A 20651-nucleotide genomic window follows, 5' to 3' on the forward strand; every position below is an offset into this window, starting at 1 on the left:
CCAGCACGCTTATTCGGTACGCCCCGTTTGGGGCGTACCGCGGCTGGCGCGCCGAAACAGGGTCAGCAGAGTTTTCACCTGTTCATCCAGCGGTGCCAACGCCCGCCGGACAATCAGGTGCAGCGGCGTGGCACGGCGCGTGCCGTGCCCTAACGCCAGCGTTTTTAACATGCCCGACGCCAGCGGTGCGGTAATCCACTCTTCCGGTAACCAGCCATAACCGACCTGATGCATCACCGCTTCAATCGCCGATTCGACGGTGGAGAACGTCCAATATTCAGTGGCCGCCGTTACCGCCAAGGGCATGCTGTTTTCACGGGAAGCGATCCGCACCAGCGGATAGCGCAACAGCGTCTCTTCACGTAACGGCGCAGGCAGTTGATGCAACGGGTGATCGCGGTGCGCCACGGCAACAAAATCGATGTTCATCAGCCATTCTCCCCGTCCCATCATGTCTTCACGCCGCGTCAGTACCGCCACATCGGCATCAACGTCCCAGGATTGGTTCTCCAGTATCTCCGTCAGGTGGAGGTGAGTATCAGGGTGCAACTGCTGAAATTCACGCAAGATGGCAAACAGCGTCTCGCGGGGAAATACGTTATCGACCACCAGATCAAGACGCGTGCGCACCCCCTTTTTCAGCGTGGCCGCCTGCGTTTCCACATAATGAAAGGCATTGAGCAGCGGCCTGACCTGCGCCAGCAGCAGCGCGCCGGCAGGGGTTATCTCTGCTTTACGTCCTTTAGCCTCCAGCAATGCCACGCCGAGGCGCTCCTGAAGCAGCGCCAGATTGTAGCTTACCGAAGACTGGCTGCGATGCGTTGCCTGTGCCGCACGCGCAAAGCTGCCCAGCTCAATCACTTTATCCAGCAAGAACCATTGTTCCAGCGTTGTCTTGTGCATAATCAATCTACATTTTAGATGAATTAGATGGAAAATCAGCGTTATTAATTCATACAGTGACGCAATATGATCCTGACATCAAGAACAAAAGGAGCAGGACCATGAGTACATTTGATAAGCACGATCTCAGCGATTTTGTCGGCAAACATCTGGTTTATACCTACGATAATGGCTGGAACTATGAGATTTACGTGAAGAACGACCACACCTTGGATTACCGCATTCACAGCGGCATCGTCGCTAACCGTTGGGTCAAGGATCAGTTTGCCCACATCGTTCGCGTTGCCCACAGCGTCTATAAAATTTCCTGGACGGAACCGACCGGCACCGATGTCAGCCTGATCGTGAATCTGGGCGATCGCCTGTTCCACGGCACCATCTTCTTCCCCCGTTGGGTTATCAACGATCCGCAAAAAACCGTGTGCTTCCAAAACGATCATATCCCTACCATGGAAGCCTACCGCGCTGCGGGCCCGGCCTACCCAACGGAAGTGATCGACGAGTTTGCCACCATTACCTTTGTGCGTGATTGCGGCACCGATAACGAGAGCGTGATCGCTTGCCCGGCCAGCGAACTGCCCGCCAATTTTCCTGATAATCTGAAGTAACCGATACCGTAGTACTCTAAGGAACGTCATGAAAATAAAACAGATTGCCTTGATTGGCGCGATGGTGGCAGGCATTGCCGCCACATCCGCCTACGCTGCCCCACAGCAACTCCCCGGCTACACACCCGGAGCTGAGGTCATTCAGATTGCCGCTACCCGCGGACAAATTGATACCATCAGCAATGTGATCTACAGCCAGATCAAAGGCCCACGTGCGGTACGTCAGTTAAGGATGTCATTCCTCATCCCACGGACTGCCGCACCAAAACCGGCGATTGTCTATTTCCCCGGCGGTGGTTTTACCTCTGCCGATCATGAGAAATTTATCGAAATGCGCATGGCGCTTGCCCAGGCAGGCTTTGTGGTTGCCGCCGCAGAATATCGCACCGTGCCAGACACCTTTCCTGCACCGGTACAAGACGGTAAAGCCGCCGTGCGTTACCTGCGCGAACACGCCGCAGAATATGGCATCGATCCACAACGCATCGGCGTATTGGGCGACTCCGCTGGCGGCTATCTGGCGCAAATGCTGGGCGTAACCAACGGTGAAAAATCCTTCGATAAAGGGGATTATCTCAACCAATCCTCTGATGTACAGGCCGTGGTCACCCTCTATGGGCTCTCCAATCTGCTCAATATTGGTGCTGGCTTCCCGGAGAATATTCAGGAGGTGCACCGTTCGCCAGCCTCGACAGAAGCGCTGCTGGTGCATGGTGCGGCCTTCCGCGATTTCCCCGGTGCAGCTATCGGCAAGGATGAGAAGAAAGCCCTCAACGCCAGCCCAATGGGGCACATTAACGGCAAAAAACCGCCGTTCCTGATCCTGCACGGCAGCGCGGATACGCTGGTTTCCCCGGTACAAAGTGCTCAGTTGTTTAAGGCATTAAAGCAGGGCGGAAATCCGGCAGAGTATGTGTTACTGGAAGGGGCGAATCACGGCGATTTGCCGTGGTATCAAGAGCCGCTGATTCATCGCGTGGTGGAGTGGTTCAAACTGACGCTGAAGGTTTCTGCTGCCACACCTGCCGTAGCAACACCAAGTAACCCAAACGCCAATCTGTAATGTGAAGCGTAAAGGGGGCCTACGCCCCCTTATAGGGCCGTTTTACTGCACCACCAGCTGTGCGGTGGAACCACGATCCGCCATCTCCAGCGTGTGGCTGTAGTAGAGGAATGGGAATGACGCCGATGACGATTGGGTGAAATAAACCAACAGTTCAGCGTCGCCATCCACCCACACCGTGTCTTTCCAGCCGCTCTGATCGGCAGCAGGAGCCGCGCCGTTAATGCTGCGCACCAGAAACATCGCCCCCTGAATATGGAACGGCTGCGGTGAATCGGCGTGAACGATCCAGCGTTCACAGCGCCCTTCCTGCGTCTGTACATCCGTGCGCGTCATATCCCACATCGCACCGTTAATCCCCGGCAGGCTATCGCCCAAACGGAACTCTCGCGTGCGGCTGATATTCGCGGGCAGCACAATATCCGTCAGCAAGCGGGCGGGAAGATTATTGGTCACCAGTGGCAACAGGCCGGTGGGTTTTAAGGTCAGAATTTGCGTTGATACCAGGATGCTGGAGGGCTCAAACAAGCCGCGCAGACGTTCCATCAGGGTAGCCGCGTCGCCCGCCGTCAAGGTCACTTCACCGCCCTGAGACATATCAATCAGAATTTCACGGCGTTCACCCGGCGCGAGTGAAATCTGATTCAACGCCAGCGGTAGAGGTAAAAAGCCCAAATCGCTGGCGATAAGGTACATCGGGCGACCGTCGCTCAGACGCATCACGTAACGGCGCGCATTCGACGCGTTCAGCAAACGCAAGCGCACCCAACCGCGTGAGACTTCAACAAACGGTTCTTGCACGCCGTTCACCAGCAGCGTATCGCCGACGAAGCCCCCGCTGCTGGGCGGGTTGTAGACCGGCACGCCAAAGTTATCCAGGCGTTTGTCCTGAATAATCAGCGGAAAATCATCCACGCCGTAGTGATTGGGAATCGGCAGGCTCTTGCTGGTGCTGTCTTCCACCAGCCAAAGTCCGGCCAGCCCCTGATAAACGTGCGGTGCCATACGATTCGGCGTATTGGCGTGATACCAGCAGGTCGCCGCCGCCTGCCGAATCGGCAGCACGGGGGCCCAGTCGGTGCCCGGAGAGATCATGCGCCCGGCACCGCCCATCAACGGACCCGGCACCTGCAAGCCACTGACCGTCATGGAAACCGGCTCATTCAAGCGGTTGCCGTAGATCAGTTTAACGTCATCGCCGCTGAACACTTTTACTGTCGGGCCGAGGTAGCGTCCGTTGACGCCCCACACGGAGGTCTTACGGTCGCCGGAAAACGACCAATGAGCACGCTGCATGGTCAAAAAAACGGGCTGCCCGCGACGGGACTCCAGCAGGGGCGGAATAGGTAGCGCATTTTGCTTACCCTTTGCCAGCGCCGTCGCAGGTAGCCCGCCCGCACACACCATAAGCCCCGATGCCTGAATAAACTGGCGGCGGCTAAGTGACATAAAAACTCCGTAATCTTGCTAACCAACCGTGTACGCCCGCCAACGCAGAGGACGTAAAAAACGTTAACGCTTCGCCGCTTTCTCCCGCTCAGCCACTTCAACATTCAGTTCAACCAAACGCGCCGCCATCACATCATGACAATGGGCAGCCAGTTCACGCACCTGCTCTTTGCCATAGGCAGAGGTGTCAATCGGTGGCAGCATTTCAACGATAACATGGCCGTTATTCCACCGGTTCAGTTTGACCTTATTGTGCGTGTCGGTCACACAAATCGGCACAATCGGTACGCCTGCGCTGATCGCCGCATGGAAAGCGCCGGTCTTGAACGGCATCAATCCACGGCCACGGCTGCGCGTGCCTTCTGGAAACATCCAGACAGAAATATTGCGATCTTTAATGTGTTGAACAACTTGCGCAATGGTGCCGTGCGCCTTGGCACGGTTTTCTCTGTCAATCAGCAAGTTACCGGCCAGATAGTAGAGCGGCCCAAAGAAAGGGATCCACATCAGGCTTTTTTTACCGACGGTCACCGTGCCCGGCTGCACCGCATTTGCCGCCGTCACCATATCGTAGTTGTTCTGATGGTTGGCAATGTAAATGCAGTTACCATAGTTTCCCGCATCCGCAGGCACTCTGACTTCCACTTTTAGGCCAAACAGGGTCGATAGCCGCCCAAACGCATGACCAAAGGTCGCCACGTGACGCGGATTCTTCGGGCTAAACAGGCAGTAAATCGTACCGAACAGGCAAATCAGAATGGAAAAAATCACCACTACCACAAAACGGATAATGAATAACATAACAACCTCATAAGCCAACCGCCGCCGCTAGTATAGCGGCTTCGGCATAAAACACACGGGTAATCCTTTGCCGTGGCACCCGCGCCAACGGCCAGGTAACAAAGGGGGGAGATACCTGATACCGCCATCGGACGATATCAGGCAACGCATTACTCCTCGCTGTCATCCTTCGGCGCTGGCGGCGCATCAACCTCAATGCGGTCAATGTTTTGCAGCCCGCGCAGCAGGGTACCTTTACGGCCCCGCTCACCGTGATGTTCGCTCGCGCGCACCACAATTTTGCGCTTGCCGGAGAACAGTTTCACCGTCGCCTGCGGCGACAGCACCAGCAGGATAGCCAGACGATCCTTGCCTGCGGCGAAATCTGCCGAGGAGATGGAGATGATCTTGTTGCCTTTGCCTTTCGACAACTGGGGCAGATCGGACACCGGGAACAGCAACACGCGACCCGCAGCGGTGACCGCCATCAGCAGGTCGTCATCGCGTTCTACCACGATCGGCGCCAGCGCTTTGGCGTTGTCCGGCAGCGAGATCATCGCCTTACCGGCACGGTTGCGCGCCACCAGATCGTTGAAGGTGCAAACAAACCCGTAGCCTGCATCGGACGCCATCAACAGACGCTGTTCATCCGCCGCCATCAGCACATGCTCAATGGTGGCACCCGGCGGTGGCGTCAGTTTGCCGGTCAGCGGTTCACCCTGCCCGCGCGCCGACGGCAGCGTGATCGGATCGAGCGCATAGCTACGCCCGGTTGAATCGATAAACACCACTGGCTGGTTGCTCTTGCCGCGCGCAGCCGCGCGGAAGCTGTCGCCCGCTTTAAAGCTCAGCCCGGAAGGATCGATATCGTGCCCTTTGGCGCTACGCACCCAGCCCATTTCTGACAGCACAATCGTGACCGGCTCAGACGGCACAAAATCGTGCTCGCTCATGGCCTTGGCTTCCGCACGCTCATGCAGCGGCGAACGGCGATTATCGCCATACAGTTCAGCATCCGACTGAATCTCTTTTTTCAGCAGGTTGCTGAGCTTGCGTTCTGATGCCAGCAGCGCCTGAAGCTGATCGCGCTCTTTTTCCAAATCATGTTGCTCGCCGCGGATTTTCATCTCTTCCAGGCGCGCCAAATGCCGTAATTTCAACTCCAGAATGGCTTCAGCCTGGGTGTCACTCAGGCCATAGCGGTGCATCAGTTCCGCTTTGGGCTCATCTTCGGTGCGGATGATATGGATAACGTCATCAATGTTCAGGAACGCAATCAACAAACCTTCCAGAATGTGCAAACGCTTGAGCACTTTTTCCAGACGGTAGTTAAGGCGGCGGCGCACCGTATCACGGCGGAACACCAGCCATTCGCTCAGGATCTCCACCAGACCTTTCACGGCAGGACGGTTATCCAGACCGATCATGTTCATGTTGATGCGATAGCTTTTTTCCAGATCGGTGGTGGCAAACAGGTGGTTCATCACCTGATCGAGATCGATACGGTTAGATCGCGGCACCAGCACCAGACGCGTCGGATTTTCATGATCTGATTCATCGCGCAAATCATCGATCATTGGCAGCTTTTTCGCCCGCATTTGGCTGGCGATCTGCTCCAACACTTTCGCCCCCGAAACCTGATGCGGCAACGCGGTGATCACTACTTCGTTATCTTCTTTCTTCCACAGGGCACGCATCCGCACGGAACCACGTCCCTGCTCATAGACGCGCCGCAGCTCATCACGCGGCGTGATGATTTCGGCTTCGGTGGGGAAATCCGGCCCTTGAACGAACTGCAACAGATCGTCGAGCGATGAATCCGGTTTTTCCAGCAGCGCGACGGCGGCGGCCGCCACTTCGCGCACGTTGTGCGGCGGGATATCCGTCGCCATCCCGACCGCGATGCCAGTGGTGCCGTTGAGTAAAATGTTGGGCAGACGCGCAGGCAACATTTTCGGTTCCTGCAAGGTGCCGTCAAAGTTGGGCTGGTACTCGACGGTGCCTTGTCCCAACTCGCCCAGCAGCACTTCGGCATATTTGGACAGGCGCGATTCGGTATAACGCATCGCCGCAAAGGATTTCGGATCGTCCGGTGCCCCCCAGTTCCCTTGACCGTCCACCAGCGGATAGCGGTAAGAGAAAGGCTGCGCCATCAGCACCATCGCTTCATAGCAGGCACTGTCACCGTGCGGGTGGTATTTCCCCAGCACGTCACCCACGGTTCGGGCGGATTTTTTAAACTTGGCGCTGGCGCTTAATCCCAGTTCCGACATCGCATACACGATACGGCGTTGCACCGGCTTAAGGCCGTCACCAATAAAAGGCAGCGCCCTGTCCATGATGACGTACATGGAGTAGTTCAGGTACGCATTTTCTGTAAACGTATGCAGCGCAAGACGTTCTGCGCCGTCATGAGTTATCTCACTCATCGATAATCCTTACGCGGTGACTCAATGATCATGCCAAAACAGGTCATCTAAAAAGGCTTAATTCCCGCAACGCGCGCGGTAATGTCTGCGCAGATAGTACAGCATCTTGCCAGCCACTGTCACAAACCTCAGGTGCCTTCCTCCCTCAACACTTCATCAATCGCTTTCGAGTTCCTTTATTAAGAAATCTTAATGCCGCAAACGTAATGATAATGATTATATTTGCTACCTGCTAATGATTATCATTTAGCTATACGCGGCATTGAACCGCACCGATGACAATATCGGCACCGCCATTTTCACGTACTCAAACCATCGCGAACCCAAGAGCTCTATCATGTTAAATCATAAGAATATGAATAACATTTTGCTGACCGGCGTCCTGTCCGGCTTGGCATTTGGTGCCAATGCGGCGCAAAGCGCGCAGGGCAAATCGGACACTGCCCAGAAAGAGTCCCAGGACACCATGACGGTACTTTCTCCCCGCGTGGAGCGAGAAGCGGGCACGAAAACCACCCTGACAGCCAACGACTTGCTAAAAGAAGGCGGTAATACCTTCGGCAATATCATGCGCTACCAGCCGCTGGTGAGTGCACCGGGCGTCAGCGCTGGGGCCACCGCAGGCAAGAGCAGCTACGATCGCGGTGGTTATAGCGGCTACAACATTCGCGGGCTGGAAAACAACCGCGTCTCTATCGATATCGACGGCGTTGAACTTCCCGCAGGCACCGATCGCGGTACTTCTACGCCGAGCGGCCGCGTTCAGGCAGGCAGCACCAGTATCGGACGCGGTGATTACCTCGATCCCTATCTGTACGGTTCAGTAGATATCGCCTCCGGCGCTACCGATGTGTCGAACAGCAATAACGCGCTGGGCGGCTCCGTCTCTTTTGTACCCAAATCCCCGGACAATTTCCTCAGCAGCGACAAACACAGCTACTTTGGCTATCAGGCCGGGTATGACTCCGCCGATCGCAGCTTCCACAACGGGATTACCGCCGCAGGCGGTGACGACACCCTGCGCGGCGTGGTGGTCTACAGCCGCCGTGACGGTAATGAAACCGAAAACCACAGCGATGCTACCATCGACAGCAATCCGGCCAACTGGCACTCCAACGCGGTGCTGGCCTCCGGAATCTGGCAAGCGACCGACCTGCACCAGCTAACCGGCACCGTGGAGTATTACGAGAAGTTTAACCACAGCAACTTCCCCACCTGGAATGTGGGCGCTGGTGGTGGCTCTACCCGCGATGGCAGCACCTCATTCCAGGACAGCAAAACGCGCCGTTGGGGCGTGAGCGTTGCCGATCTGTATACGCCAACTGACGGTCTGCTGTTTGACAGTCTGAACAGCAAACTGTTCTTTAGCAAAACTGAAGCCCACGACTACACCATCAGCAATGCTGCGTCACCGACTCAAGTGTGGAGCGGCTACGATACCAACACCGTTGGGCTGGAAAGCAAAGCGACCAAAGAGTGGCGCAACCACCGCTTCAGTTACGGGGTTAACCTGCGCCAATCAGAGTCTGAGCGCCCATTGGTTGCCAAAAATATACTGGCTGGCGCAGTAAACCTGGGACGCCCACAGGCCGACAGCAAGATCATCAATGCCGGTGCTTTTGTGCAGGACAAGATGACCTGGGACGTGGCTGGCCGTGATTTCTCAGTAATCCCTGCGGTACGTTTCGCCTGGCAGCACGCCAAACCGGAAAATACCGACAACCTGTTTACCAATACCAGCGGTAATGTAACGGCAAGTGACACCGCCAAAATGTACGGCACCAACGCCGACGGCCAGATCCTGCCTGCACTGACCTTCCAGTACAATCTGAAACCCGATCTGCTGGCCTATGTGCAGTACAAACGCGGTGCGCAGTTCCCTAACGCCGGGCAACTTTATGGTTCATGGGCGCTGGGTTACGGCGGCGGTTCCAGTTCCTATGCTACGATTGGCGATCCTAATCTGAAAACCGAAACCAGCGATAACTATGAGCTTGGATTGAAGGGCCGTATCGTAGACGGGGTAACGATTAGCGCTGCCGCGTTCTATAACGATTATAAAAACTTTATTGCTAATGGTTATTACAACAAAGACAGCAACCCTGAGATGTTTGGCAATATCCCCGGTAATATACGCACTCTCTATCTCACCGAAAACCGCGATAAAGCCTATATCTACGGCGGCGAGCTGAGTGCACGTTTCGAACTGGGCACCTGGTTTGAACAGGCTAAAGGGTTCAGCACCCGGCTGGCTTACGGCTATACCCAAGGTGCCGCGAAATCCAGCGCCTCCGGTGACCGCTACGTCAATCTCGATACCGTCTCGCCACAAAAAGCCGTGGTTGGGCTGGCCTATGACGATCCGAGCAGTACTTATGGCGCTGCATTGATCACCACCTTTACCAAAGGGAAAACCGCCAATTACGCCGCTGGCCGTAAACGCATCGGTAACGGTAACGTGGTGGGCACAGACAACGTCACCTTTATGCGCGTGCCGGGCTATGGTTTGGTGGATTTGACCGCGTACTACCGCATTACCAAAAACGTGCGCGTCAACGGCGGTATCTACAACCTGACTGACCGTAAATATTGGGATTACCAGAACAGCCGCAACATTGAGGCACCGACCAACACCGATCCCAACAACTCACACTATTACGATCAGCAGTTGTCGGTTGCACCGGGACGCACCTTCCAACTGGGCATGAGCGTGGATTTCTAATCGTTACGTTTGTTGCGTGAAATAAGATAACGCCTCTTCAGGGCAGGAAAGCCGATACGTTGGTTTTCCTGCCTTTTTTGCCAATCCGCTGCCTGAGAAATGTTGACTTTATTGACTGGCAGTCAAGAGTGTTATGCGATTCCCCCCGTTTTTCATCGTTATCCTGCGCACTACACTGCCTTACTTTCATTAAGCAATCAGGATCATCGTCACCATGCAAAACATTCTGCTGATCAACGCCAGCAAATCCTTTGGTCACTCCAAGGGCCAATTGAACAATACGCTCGCGGATTTTGCCGCCACCTTGCTCAGCGAACAGGGCCATAACGTACAGGTGACTAACGTCGATCAGGGCTACAACCTGGATGAAGAGGTACGGCGCTTTGTATGGGCGGACACTGTCATTTATCAAATGCCGGGATGGTGGATGGACGTGCCGTGGATTCTGAAGAAATACGTCGATGAAGTGTTTACTCACGGTCACGGCTCGCTGTATGCCAGCGATGGCCGCACCCGCTCAGACGCCAGCAAAAAATACGGCTCCGGCGGTCTGCTGCAAGGGCGGAATTATATGCTGTCCCTGACCTGGAACGCGCCGTTGGAAGCCTTTACCGATCCCGACCAGTTCTTTCACGGTGTCGGTGTTGATGGTGTTTACCTGCCGTTCCACAAGGCCAACCAGTTTATCGGCCTGTCGCCGCTGCCGACCTTTATCTGCAATGATGTGATCAAGCAGCCGGAGGTGGATCGTTATCTGGCGGAATACCGTGAACATTTGACCCGCGTATTCGCCTGAGCGCGGCTCACAGCAACTGTTGCGCCATCTTCTCGCTGAGAAAATCGAGAAAACAGCTGATACGCGCCGTCAGCTTGGTGTTGCGGTAGTAAACCGCATTCACTGGCATGCGCGTTTCAATCGTCTGTTGCGCCAGCACCGGCACCAATCGACCGCTTTTCTGATCGTCTTGTGTCATAAAATCAGACAAGCGGACGATCCCCTCCCCGCGTAGCGCCAGCTGGCGCAGCGTTTCACCGCTCGAGGCCACCAGCGCCGGTTTAATGCGGTACAACTCACCGTTGGCTTTACGTACCGGCCAGACATTGAGCGCATCCACATGGGTAAAACCGAATACTACGTGATTATCCAGCGCTTCCACGCTCTGCGGCACGCCGTGGCGTTGCAAGTAATCGGGGCTGGCCAAGATGCGCGTGCGCGTGCTACCGAGCAGACGCGCATGAATACTGGAATCCCGCAGGGAGCCAATGCGGATGGCAATGTCAGTATGCTGCTCCAGCAAATCGATAAAGACGTCATCAGTATTCAATTGCAACTGAATATGCGGGTAAATGCGGCGAAATTCGGGGATCAGCGGCACAATGGCGTGTTGCATAAACGGGAACGCGGCATTGACGCGCAGCGTGCCGCAGGGTTGCTCACGCCCAACGGCCATCAACTCTTCCGCCTGCTCAACGGAGGCAATCACTTCACGCGCCTGCGCCAGAAACAGTTCGCCTTCCTGTGATAACGCCAGACGGCGCGTGGTGCGGTGCAACAGCGTGGTGTCCAGCTTGGTTTCCAGCCGGCGCAGTGCACGGCTGATGCCGGACGCCGTCTGCCCCAACTGCTCTGCCGCTGCCGTGATCGATCCGCTGTCGATGACCACCACAAACGCTTGCAACTCTTCCAGCGTGACTTTCATCGCTTTTCGCTGCCGTTTCTCTGCCTCAGATAGCGTCATCATAACCGGTTATTTTAATAAATAAAAAAAACCCTGATCGGTACGCATCTCGCCAAAAAGTTAACCAAAATCACAAAACATTAACGCAAAAAATTTTCGTATTGCGCATTGTTTTGCGCAAATGCTACACCATTTGCAACACGCACGCTTTCACCAAGGGAAAACCGACTCAATGAGCAGCAACACCACACTGAACGCACAGTTAGATGCCCTGATAACAGGCACCCTCGGCCTGAAAGACGAAGGCCGCTTTCATGAGCCTAATCTGGATGGCACGCCGGGAGATTATATCTCTTTCAACAGTTGGGAATGGCCGCAGGGCGTGGGCCTGTATGGTCTGTTTCGCCTGTGGGAATTCACCCGCCGAGACGATCTGCTCGCCACCCTTAACACCTGGTTTGACAGGCAAATCGCACAGGGCTTACCGCCGCTCAATGTGAATACCACCGCCCCGATGCTGCCGCTGTCACTGCTGTGGCAACACACCCGCAATGACCATTACGCGCGTGTTCTGGACAGTTGGGCGGACGATGTGATGACCAAGCTGCCGCGCACGCCGGAACAAGGCTTCCAGCATGTGGTATCCGACGGCGTGAACCAGATGGAGATATGGGACGACACGCTGTTTATGGTGGTGTTGTTCCTGGCGCATTACGGTACGGTGTCAGGCCGTCAGGAACTGGTCGACGAAGCGGTACGCCAGTTTTTGCTGCACGCGCGCTACCTTAACGATCCGAAAACCGGTCTGTGGTATCACGGCTGGAGTTTTGCGCAAAAGAGTAATTTTGCGCAAGCGCGCTGGGCACGCGGCAACGCGTGGATCACCGTTGGGATTCTCGACCTGCTAGAGGTCGCTCATATCGACAACGGTGTGCGTCTCTATCTGTTGGAGTGCCTCAACGCACAGGTGAACACCCTGATCGATCTGCAAGCCGAAAGCGGTGCCTGGCATACCCTGCTGGACCACCCTGACAGCTATGAAGAAATTTCCGCTACCGCCGGTTTCGGCTACGGCCTGCTGAAAGGCGCACGCCTGGGTCTGGGCGATGAGCGCTGGCTGGCGGCGGGGAAAAAAGCGTTACAGGCAGTGCGCCAGAATATCGATGCGCAAGGCACGGTGCAGAATGTCTCGTACGGCACGCGCATGGGGCGCACGCTTGATTTTTATAAACAGATTCCGCTGCAACCCACCGCCTACGGTCAGTCGCTCGCCATTTTGTGTTTGAGTGAAGGCATCCGTATTGCGGAATAAATGATCTACGACACATTGTGATCCGGGGAATAATAAATGAACACTGACACTATTTATCGCCGTGCTTTGCAACAGGGTGACGCGATTCGTTACTGGCACTATTCCGATATCGCCAGCCAGCGTTATGACGTACCCGATGTGCCCATGCAGGGTGACATGGACCCGTTTTTCTTCCTGAGCAAAAAGAAAAACTTTATCCCGCATACCTATCCTTGCCGGGTCGACTTCCAGCAACGCTATCTGGAGAAGAAACCACAGCCGTTCGGCGCGTTCGAACTGACCCGGTGGTGGTTCCCGTTTGGTTCTGACCGCGTAGACCTTTCTGGTTTCTGGTTCCGCCCTACCCGCATCGGTGCCTGGGCGCAAACCTGGCTGGAAGCCGAAACCGACGGTGAGGTGACCCTGCGTTTCACCACCTGCGGCGGTGGCATCGTGCAGGTTAACGGCGAAGATGTCGCCTGGAGCGCCGCCTACCAGCGCAATCTGGAAAACACCCTTGAGGTCACCGTCTCCCTTAAATCGGGGCTAAACGATGTTCGAGTCTGGTTTGACGATCTGGCCGAGCGGGATATTCGCTTTTTCTTCCAACTCGATTACGTGGCGGGCATCCCCGTCAATGTGGCGCTGGCCTCACCGGTTTGCGCACCGTGCGTAGCGGAAATGGAAGCGTTGCTGGAAGGGGTGTCCTTCGAATACTCCGCCTACAGCCGCGGGGATATCAACCTCTGCTTCCCCGCACCTGCAACCCGGCCGCTGACCATCGCCTGCCGGGTATTAGGCGATTTTATTTCGCTGGATAGCCCTATCGAGCTGGAAACCGAATTGCGCCCGGGGCAACAGATGGCGCGAATCGCCAATACCGCGCAGCTCCCGGCGGATTTCCGCAACTTCGTGATTACGCTCTCCAGCAGTGATTTTTCGATCAGCCGCACCCTTGGCGTCGAGATTTGCCATGCCACCGCGCAGCAGATTGTGCCAGAGACCTTAGCGGCGCGTATTGCCGACGCGCTGCACACCGTCGCCACGCAAGGGGAATACAGCAGCGTTAAAGCGTTAGCCAGACTGGCTTGCGGCATGGCCGATGAGGAAACCCACGCCATGCTGGAGGGGGTATTGCCTTCGGTGCTGGATTGTCATGATTGTGCCGACTTCACGCTGGTGCCGTTGCTGTGGTGCCGCATCGCCTGGGGTGATGCCATTGCACCGGCCACCCGGGAAAAAATCGATGCCGCCATTCTGCACTTCCGTTACTGGATGGATGAGCCGGGCAACGACGTGCAGTGGTACTTCTCGGAAAACCATGCGCTGCTGTTCCACACCGCCGCCTACCTGGCGGGCAGCTTCTTCCCACAGGCCACCTTCGTGCGTACCAACCGCAGCGGGAGCGAGCAGGCTGCCGCTGGCAAGCAGCGGGTGCTCGATTGGCTCACGCATTTTGAATCCTGCGAGATGGCAGAGTGGAACTCCGCCCCCTACTTCCCGGTGGATTTGAAAGGGTTAACCGCGTTGGCCGCACTTTCTCCCGACGCCGATATTGCCGCACGCAGCCGCCGCGCGATCCAACGGTTGATTGAGCAAATCGCCCGTTCCTGTCATCAGGGGATGTTGACGGCTTCTCAGGGGCGTTCTTACGAGCACACCTTGCGCGCCGGACGCTCATTGGAGTTGGCCGCGATCTCGCGTCTGCTGTGGGGCAAAGGCAACTACGGCTGCCGCTTCCACGCCTTGCCGCAGTTGGCGCTACTGCTGCGCGATCACGGCTTGACCCTCGATCCGGCACTGGCCGAGGTTGCGGTGTGGCAGAAACCGACCGCGCAAGAGTGGTGCTTTGCCCAAGGGGCCAACCGTATCGCCAAACTGTACCACTACAAAACCCGCCATGTGGCAATGGGCTCCATTGCCGCTTACCGCTGGGGCGAGTGGGGATATCAGGAGACGCCGCTGCATCTGCGCATTGGTGATATTCCCGAAGCGCAGGTGTGGATCAACCACCCCGGCGAAACGATACACGGCGGATTTGGCAGACCGTCTTACTGGGGCGGTTGCGGTACGCTGCCGCGCGTCCAGCAGTATCGTGGACTTGCAGTGCTGACCTTCACCACCCACGAAGGACAACCGACGTTCACCCACGCCTGGCTGCCGCAGCACATCTTTAGCGATGTGCGTATCAGCCCCGAGCGCATCGCGTTGCAAAGCGGCGCTGGCATGGCGCTGTTGTTCGGCTCCCAGCCTTTTCACATCGTGGAAACGGGCCCGACCCGCCACTGTGAAGTGCAGCAGCACGGCAGACAGACCACCTGGCTGGTGCGCCTGAATGATGCCGCTGACATTCACTCGCTGGACCGTTTTACCCAGACCTTTGCCGATCTCACCGTGCAACGCGAGGCCGATGACACCCTGCGGGTGCGCGATCCGGTCTACGGTGAAGTGCGCTTTCTGCCGGATGGCCGCGTGGAGGCGCAGGGCCGCACCCTTGACCCGGATGCCTGGAGCGTGGCGGGCACACACGGCGAACTGGCGCTGTAACCCTTTTTCATCACGCAACACCACTGACAACACCGCTCTACCCTAATAATCAACTGCTCAGGCCACTGGCCTGAGCTGGAGGATCACTATGGACACTCAAGTTAGCCAAAAAGAAGCTGCTGTCCCTCACGGCGACAGCCAAACCGCCGCCAACACGCCCCCCAAAGGGCGCTACCGCTGGACTATCTGCTCGATGCTGGTGTTCGCCACTACGGTGAACTATATGGACCGCCAACTGCTCGGGTTGCTGGCACCGATGCTGCAAAAAGATATCGGCTGGACGCAAATGGAGTACAGTTGGCTGGTTAACGCCTTCACCATTGCCTACGGCGCGGGCACGCTGATTTGCGGCCGCATCATCGACAAGCTGGGCACCAAGATCAGCTACGCCGTGGCGATGGTGGTCTGGAGCGCCGCCGCCATGTTGCACGCCGCCGTCGGCACCGTGGTTGGGTTTGCCATTGTGCGCGTCATCCTGGGACTGGGGGAATCGGCCAACTTCCCGGCGGCGATGAAAGTCATCGCCGACTGGCACCCCAAGAAAGAGCGCACGCTGGCTACGGGGATTCTGGGCGTCGCCGTTAACCTTGGCGTCGTCGTCTCTCCCGCCTTGATTCCGTTTATCGCCATTCATTACGGCTGGCACGGGGCGTTTCTGATTCTGGGTGCGGTGGGCTTTGTCTGGCTTATCCCGTGGTTTTTCCTGTTTGGCAAACCGCAAGATAAAGCCTCTGCCGAGGAACTGGCCTGGATCCGTCAGGACAAAGAAGAGCACGTCAGCGTGGAATCCATCAAATGGACGCACCTGCTGCGCTACCGTCAACTGTGGGCCTTTGCGCTGGGTAAGATGCTGACCGATCCTATCTGGTGGTTCTTCCTGTTCTGGCTGCCAAAATGGCTGAACGAAACCCGCGATATCAATATGGCCGGATTGGGTGTGCCGTTGATCATGATCTATCTGTTTGCCATTGGCGGCAGTCTGGGGGCAGGCTGGTTGCCCGGTAAACTGATGAGTATGGGTTTCAGCGCTGCGAAAGCACGCAAAACCACCATGCTGATTTGCGCCTGTGCGGTCATTCCTATTTTTGCCGCGACGCAGGTGGAAAGCCTGTGGCTGGCCGTTGCCATCGTCGGGTTGGCTGCTGCTGCGCACCAAGGCTGGTCAGCAAACCTGTTGACGTCGGTGTCCGATCTGTTCCCCAACGCGGCGGTGGGTTCGGTCGTCGGTATCGGTAGCACCTTTGGCATGATCGGCAGCGTGATCTTCTCCACGGTGATCGGTGCCGTACTCGAGGCGTCAGGCAACTATTGGGCGCTGTTCGCCATCAGTTCCGTGGCCTATCTGGTCGCCTGGGGCGTGATGTACCTGCTGCTGATCCCCAATATGGAACGGGCGAAATTCAAATAATCGCTCAATAAATTTCATACACCATCATGAGGGCTAATGCCCTCATGATGCGTTTAACGCCGCCACGGACTGGCGCTCAACCATGGCACACGCCAGTTCTATACGCCGTGGGATCGTCACGTTGCCGACGATAATGTCCTGCAACAACTCAAGCGCAATAACGCCGATTTCCTGCACCGGCAGGTGCACAGTGGTCAGCGGCGGCGATGCAAATTCGGCCTGCGGCAAGTCATTCATCCCCACCACCGAGATATCCCCCGGCACATCCAGACCTAAGCGCTGCAACCCGTTAATGGCCCCTAACGCCAAAGAGTCATTGGCACACAGGATCGCCGTGCAGGTGCGCTTTTTTTCGCGAAACCACGCTACCACCGCCTGTTCAGCCAGTTCGGGAAGCCAATCAGTGACGCTGATCACCTGCTGCTCGGCGCAGGGCAGTTGAAAATAACGCATCGACTCCTGCCAGCCCTCATGCCGCTGTTCAATGGTTCGTCGGCCGGGATGGGTCAAAAACAGGATATCGCGATGCCCGTGCGACACCAGATAGTCAGCCGCCATCCGGGTTGCCGAGCGGTTACACGGCATCACGCTGGAGAGCCGCATCAGCGGATCTTCGCTGTTCACCAGCACCGCAGGTTTTTTCAGGTTGACGACAACGTCTAAAATCGCCGGATCGTCGACAGTCAGTGCCAGCATCCCGCCGATATCATCCTGATTAAGCAGATCGGTCAGCGCCTGCGTGCCTTTGTCGGACAGCGGATGGGTCACCAAATCCAGCCCCAGCACTTTGGCGCGCTCTTTCAGCCCTTGCAGCACATACCAACTGAATTGATAACGGTGATAATCCAGCATCGCCACCTGAGAGACGGCCAGAACGATACGGGAGCCCCCCATTTCCACGGCAGGGCTGTAGCGCACCGCCCGCGCCACTTCCAGGATCTGCGCGCGCAGCGCCTGACTCACCCCTTTTTCGCCGCTCAGCGCACGTGATACCGTGCTTAACGAGGTGCCACAGCGTAAGGCGATATCTTCCAGCCGTACTCGGCGCGAACCGCCATCACTCTTTTCTGCGTCAACCGGATTTTTTTTGTGATTGTTTTCCATAATCTTACACAGTCGTCAAGGATTAAGATGCACACTTACTCTACTGTGAAGCCATGAAGGCTGTCAGCGTCTTTCACATTGATTTGTTAGCCTTGAGCGTGAATAAGGAGAAAAATCACCATGATCGAGACGGAGAGATTGATTCTGCGCCAGTGGCGCGATGAAGATTACCCCATTTTTGCCCAATTGAATGCCGACCCGGAAGTGATGCGCTATTTCCCTGAGCTGATGTCGCGTGAGGAAAGCGATGCACAGATAGGCCGTTTCACAAGACATATTGCCAATAAAGGCTGGGGCTTCTGGGCCGTGGAATTGAAATCAAGCGGCGAATTTATTGGGTTCATTGGTTTACATAAACAGCAAGAAGAGAGCGGCATTCCTCATGCACCGCTTATCGAAGCGGGCTGGCGCTTGCAGGCGCGCCATTGGGGAAACGGCTATGCCACGGAAGGGGCAAAACGCGCGATTCGCTATGCCTTTGAGCAACTCGAGGCACCTGCGGTCTACGCGTATACCCCGCTGCAACATAGGGCGTCACAGCGCGTGATGATAAAAGCAGGCATGACCAACACCGGTGATGATTTTAACTATCCCAAAATACCGGCGGGTCATGCGTTGGAGCGGTTCTGCTTATACCGTATCACGCGATAGCGGCATCACACCTCAATATCCGCCCGATCGCCCTTCTCTTGCAGCCAGTTGCGGCGATCTTCAGAGCGTTTCTTCGCCAGCAGCATATCCATCATTGCCAGCGTTTCATCGACGTTATCTTCGCTGATGGTGAGCTGCACCAGACGGCGGGTATTGGGATCAAGCGTGGTTTCGCGCAGCTGTAGCGGGTTCATCTCGCCCAGCCCTTTAAAGCGCTGAACGTTAGGCTTGCCCTTCTTGCGCTTAAGCTGCTCCAGCACGCCGGCTTTCTCTTCCTCATCCAGCGCGTAGTACACCTCTTTGCCCAGATCGATACGGTAGAGCGGCGGCATCGCGACATACACGTGACCACCGGCAACCAACGGACGGAAATGGCGCACAAACAGCGCACACAGCAGCGTGGCGATGTGCAAGCCGTCCGAGTCGGCATCCGCCAGAATACAGATCTTGCCGTAGCGCAACTGGCTAAGATCGTCACTGTCTGGATCCATACCGATCGCGACAGAGATGTCATGCACTTCCTGTGAGGCCAGCACCTCATCGGAAGAGACTTCCCAGGTGTTGAGGATCTTGCCTTTGAGCGGCATGATGGCCTGAAACTCACGCTCACGTGCCTGCTTCGCAGAACCGCCCGCAGAATCCCCTTCCACCAGGAAAAGTTCGGTTTTATTCAAATCCTGTGAGGTGCAATCCGCCAGTTTCCCCGGTAACGCCGGGCCGCTGGTCAATTTCTTGCGCACCACTTTTTTGGCCGCACGCATGCGACGCTGGGCGCTGGAAATCGCCAATTCGGCCAGCATTTCAGCCGCTTGCACGTTCTGGTTCAGCCACAGACTAAACGCATCCTTCACCACGCCAGACACAAACGCGGCGCACTGGCGTGAAGAAAGGCGCTCTTTGGTCTGCCCGGCAAACTGCGGATCCTGCATCTTCACCGACAGCACGTAGGCACAGCGTTCCCAGATATCCTCAGCGCTGAGCTTCACGCCGCGCGGCAGAATATTGCGGAATTCGCAAAACTCGCGCATGGCATCCAACAAACCCTGACGCAGGCCGTTAACGTGCGTCCCACCTTGCACCGTGGGGATCAGGTTGACGTAACTTTCCGTCAGCAGTTCGCCACCTTCCGGCAGCCACAGCAGCGCCCAGTCCACCGCTTCGGTATCGCCCGCGATAGCGCCGATAAACGGTTTTTCCGGCAGCGTCGGCAGGCCGTTAACCGCTTCGCACAGGTAGTCGTTCAGACCATCCTGATAGCACCAGCGCTGTTCGGTATTGTTGACCTTGTCTTTAAACGTGATTTCCACGCCGGGGCACAGCACCGCTTTGGCTTTCAATAAATGCGTCAGGCGCGAGACAGAAAAACGCGGGCTGTCAAAAAAGCTGGCATCCGGCCAGAAATGCACGCTGGTGCCGGTGTTGCGTCGCCCGCAGGTGCCGCTCACCGTTAGCTCTTGCACCTTCTCGCCGTTTTCGAAGGCAATATCGTAAACCTGCCCGTCGCGGCGCACGGTCACTTCCACGCGTGAAGAGAGCGCGTTCACTACGGAGATCCCTACGCCGTGCAAACCACCGGAGAACTGGTAGTTTTTATTGGAGAATTTCCCCCCGGCGTGCAAGCGGCACAGGATCAGCTCAACCGCGGGCACCCCTTCTTCCGGGTGGATATCCACGGGCATGCCACGGCCATCGTCAATCACTTCAAGTGACTGATCTTCATGCAGGATCACGTCAACACGGCGCGCATGACCCGCCAGCGCTTCATCGACGCTGTTATCAATCACTTCCTGCCCCAAATGGTTGGGGCGTGTGGTATCGGTGTACATCCCAGGACGGCGGCGCACCGGTTCTAAGCCGCTGAGCACCTCAATGGCGTCAGCGTTATAACTTGATTGACTCATATTCGCGTTAGTCGTTGTTTAAATGTGTAAAACGGAATGGCGCTGAGAGGATGCACTGCCCGCGGACGACGCGTTGTCGTTGTCCGTGTCAGTCAGGACAGTGCAGTACAGAACGG

The 20651-nt window shown here is 56.4% G+C and carries 15 protein-coding genes; 8 read left to right on the forward strand and 7 right to left on the reverse strand.

The features are described 5' to 3' along the window. Positions 1 to 9: 9 nt before the first annotated feature. Positions 10 to 903, reverse strand: coding sequence for a LysR family transcriptional regulator (locus J5067_RS12835; protein ID WP_264643887.1), 894 nt, complete (start codon positions 901 to 903; stop codon positions 10 to 12). A gap of 101 nt (positions 904 to 1004) precedes the next feature. Here J5067_RS12835 and J5067_RS12840 point away from each other — a divergent pair, with 101 nt between their 5' ends. After that, complete coding sequence (locus J5067_RS12840; protein WP_264651267.1) at positions 1005 to 1511, forward strand: phenolic acid decarboxylase; 507 nt, start codon at positions 1005 to 1007, stop codon at positions 1509 to 1511. A gap of 28 nt (positions 1512 to 1539) precedes the next feature. Continuing rightward, positions 1540 to 2574 carry an alpha/beta hydrolase gene (locus tag J5067_RS12845; protein WP_264651268.1) on the forward strand — a complete coding sequence of 345 codons (1035 nt, stop codon included), beginning with the start codon at positions 1540 to 1542 and terminating at the stop codon, positions 2572 to 2574. 42 nt (positions 2575 to 2616) lie between these two features. On the opposite strand, the gene ftsP is transcribed toward J5067_RS12845, so the two are convergent. The 3 genes from ftsP to parC form a co-directional block, all read right to left on the reverse strand. Continuing rightward, positions 2617 to 4023, reverse strand: a complete 1407-nt coding sequence (gene ftsP, locus J5067_RS12850; protein ID WP_264651269.1) for a cell division protein FtsP — start codon at positions 4021 to 4023, stop codon at positions 2617 to 2619. 63 nt (positions 4024 to 4086) lie between these two features. After that, positions 4087 to 4824 (reverse strand): 1-acylglycerol-3-phosphate O-acyltransferase, encoded by a 738-nt coding sequence (locus J5067_RS12855; protein ID WP_264643883.1) that lies wholly within the window; start codon positions 4822 to 4824, stop codon positions 4087 to 4089. A 149-nt stretch (positions 4825 to 4973) separates the two neighbouring features. Continuing rightward, the gene (parC, locus tag J5067_RS12860) at positions 4974 to 7232 is read right to left on the reverse strand and encodes a DNA topoisomerase IV subunit A (RefSeq protein WP_264651270.1); all 2259 of its coding nucleotides are present in this window, start codon (positions 7230 to 7232) and stop codon (positions 4974 to 4976) included. Between the two features lie 337 nt (positions 7233 to 7569). Between parC and J5067_RS12865 the strand changes: the two genes are divergently transcribed. Together J5067_RS12865 and J5067_RS12870 are read left to right on the forward strand one after the other, a co-directional pair. Further along, positions 7570 to 9954, forward strand: coding sequence for a TonB-dependent receptor (locus tag J5067_RS12865; RefSeq protein ID WP_264651271.1), 2385 nt, complete (start codon positions 7570 to 7572; stop codon positions 9952 to 9954). 214 nt (positions 9955 to 10168) lie between these two features. Then, on the forward strand, positions 10169 to 10750 hold the full coding sequence (locus J5067_RS12870) for an NAD(P)H-dependent oxidoreductase (protein WP_264651272.1): 582 nt from the start codon (positions 10169 to 10171) through the stop codon (positions 10748 to 10750). 7 nt (positions 10751 to 10757) lie between these two features. Here J5067_RS12870 and J5067_RS12875 read toward each other — a convergent pair whose 3' ends face one another. Next, complete coding sequence (locus J5067_RS12875; protein WP_264644363.1) at positions 10758 to 11654, reverse strand: LysR family transcriptional regulator; 897 nt, start codon at positions 11652 to 11654, stop codon at positions 10758 to 10760. 211 nt (positions 11655 to 11865) lie between these two features. Here J5067_RS12875 and J5067_RS12880 point away from each other — a divergent pair, with 211 nt between their 5' ends. The 3 genes from J5067_RS12880 (at position 11866) to J5067_RS12890 (ending at position 16879) form a co-directional block, all read left to right on the forward strand. Then, positions 11866 to 12945, forward strand: coding sequence for a glycoside hydrolase family 105 protein (locus tag J5067_RS12880; RefSeq protein ID WP_264643879.1), 1080 nt, complete (start codon positions 11866 to 11868; stop codon positions 12943 to 12945). Positions 12946 to 12981: 36 nt separating this feature from the next. Next, a complete protein-coding gene (locus J5067_RS12885; protein ID WP_264651273.1) occupies positions 12982 to 15471 on the forward strand; it encodes a hypothetical protein in 2490 nt (829 codons plus the stop codon). Between the two features lie 88 nt (positions 15472 to 15559). After that, positions 15560 to 16879 (forward strand): MFS transporter, encoded by a 1320-nt coding sequence (locus J5067_RS12890; protein ID WP_264643877.1) that lies wholly within the window; start codon positions 15560 to 15562, stop codon positions 16877 to 16879. Between the two features lie 42 nt (positions 16880 to 16921). Here the strand turns inward: J5067_RS12890 and J5067_RS12895 are convergent, their stop codons facing one another. Beyond that, positions 16922 to 17983, reverse strand: coding sequence for a LacI family DNA-binding transcriptional regulator (locus J5067_RS12895; protein WP_264651274.1), 1062 nt, complete (start codon positions 17981 to 17983; stop codon positions 16922 to 16924). A gap of 120 nt (positions 17984 to 18103) precedes the next feature. On the opposite strand from J5067_RS12895, the gene J5067_RS12900 reads away from it, so the two are divergent. Next, complete coding sequence (locus J5067_RS12900) at positions 18104 to 18634, forward strand: GNAT family N-acetyltransferase (RefSeq protein ID WP_264651275.1); 531 nt, start codon at positions 18104 to 18106, stop codon at positions 18632 to 18634. Positions 18635 to 18639: 5 nt separating this feature from the next. On the opposite strand, the gene parE is transcribed toward J5067_RS12900, so the two are convergent. Further along, positions 18640 to 20535, reverse strand: a complete 1896-nt coding sequence (gene parE / locus J5067_RS12905; protein WP_264651276.1) for a DNA topoisomerase IV subunit B — start codon at positions 20533 to 20535, stop codon at positions 18640 to 18642. Positions 20536 to 20651: the final 116 nt, after the last annotated feature.

The sequence above is a fragment of the Candidatus Symbiopectobacterium sp. NZEC151 genome (genome assembly GCF_025962655.1).
GTDB lineage: Bacteria > Pseudomonadota > Gammaproteobacteria > Enterobacterales > Enterobacteriaceae > Symbiopectobacterium.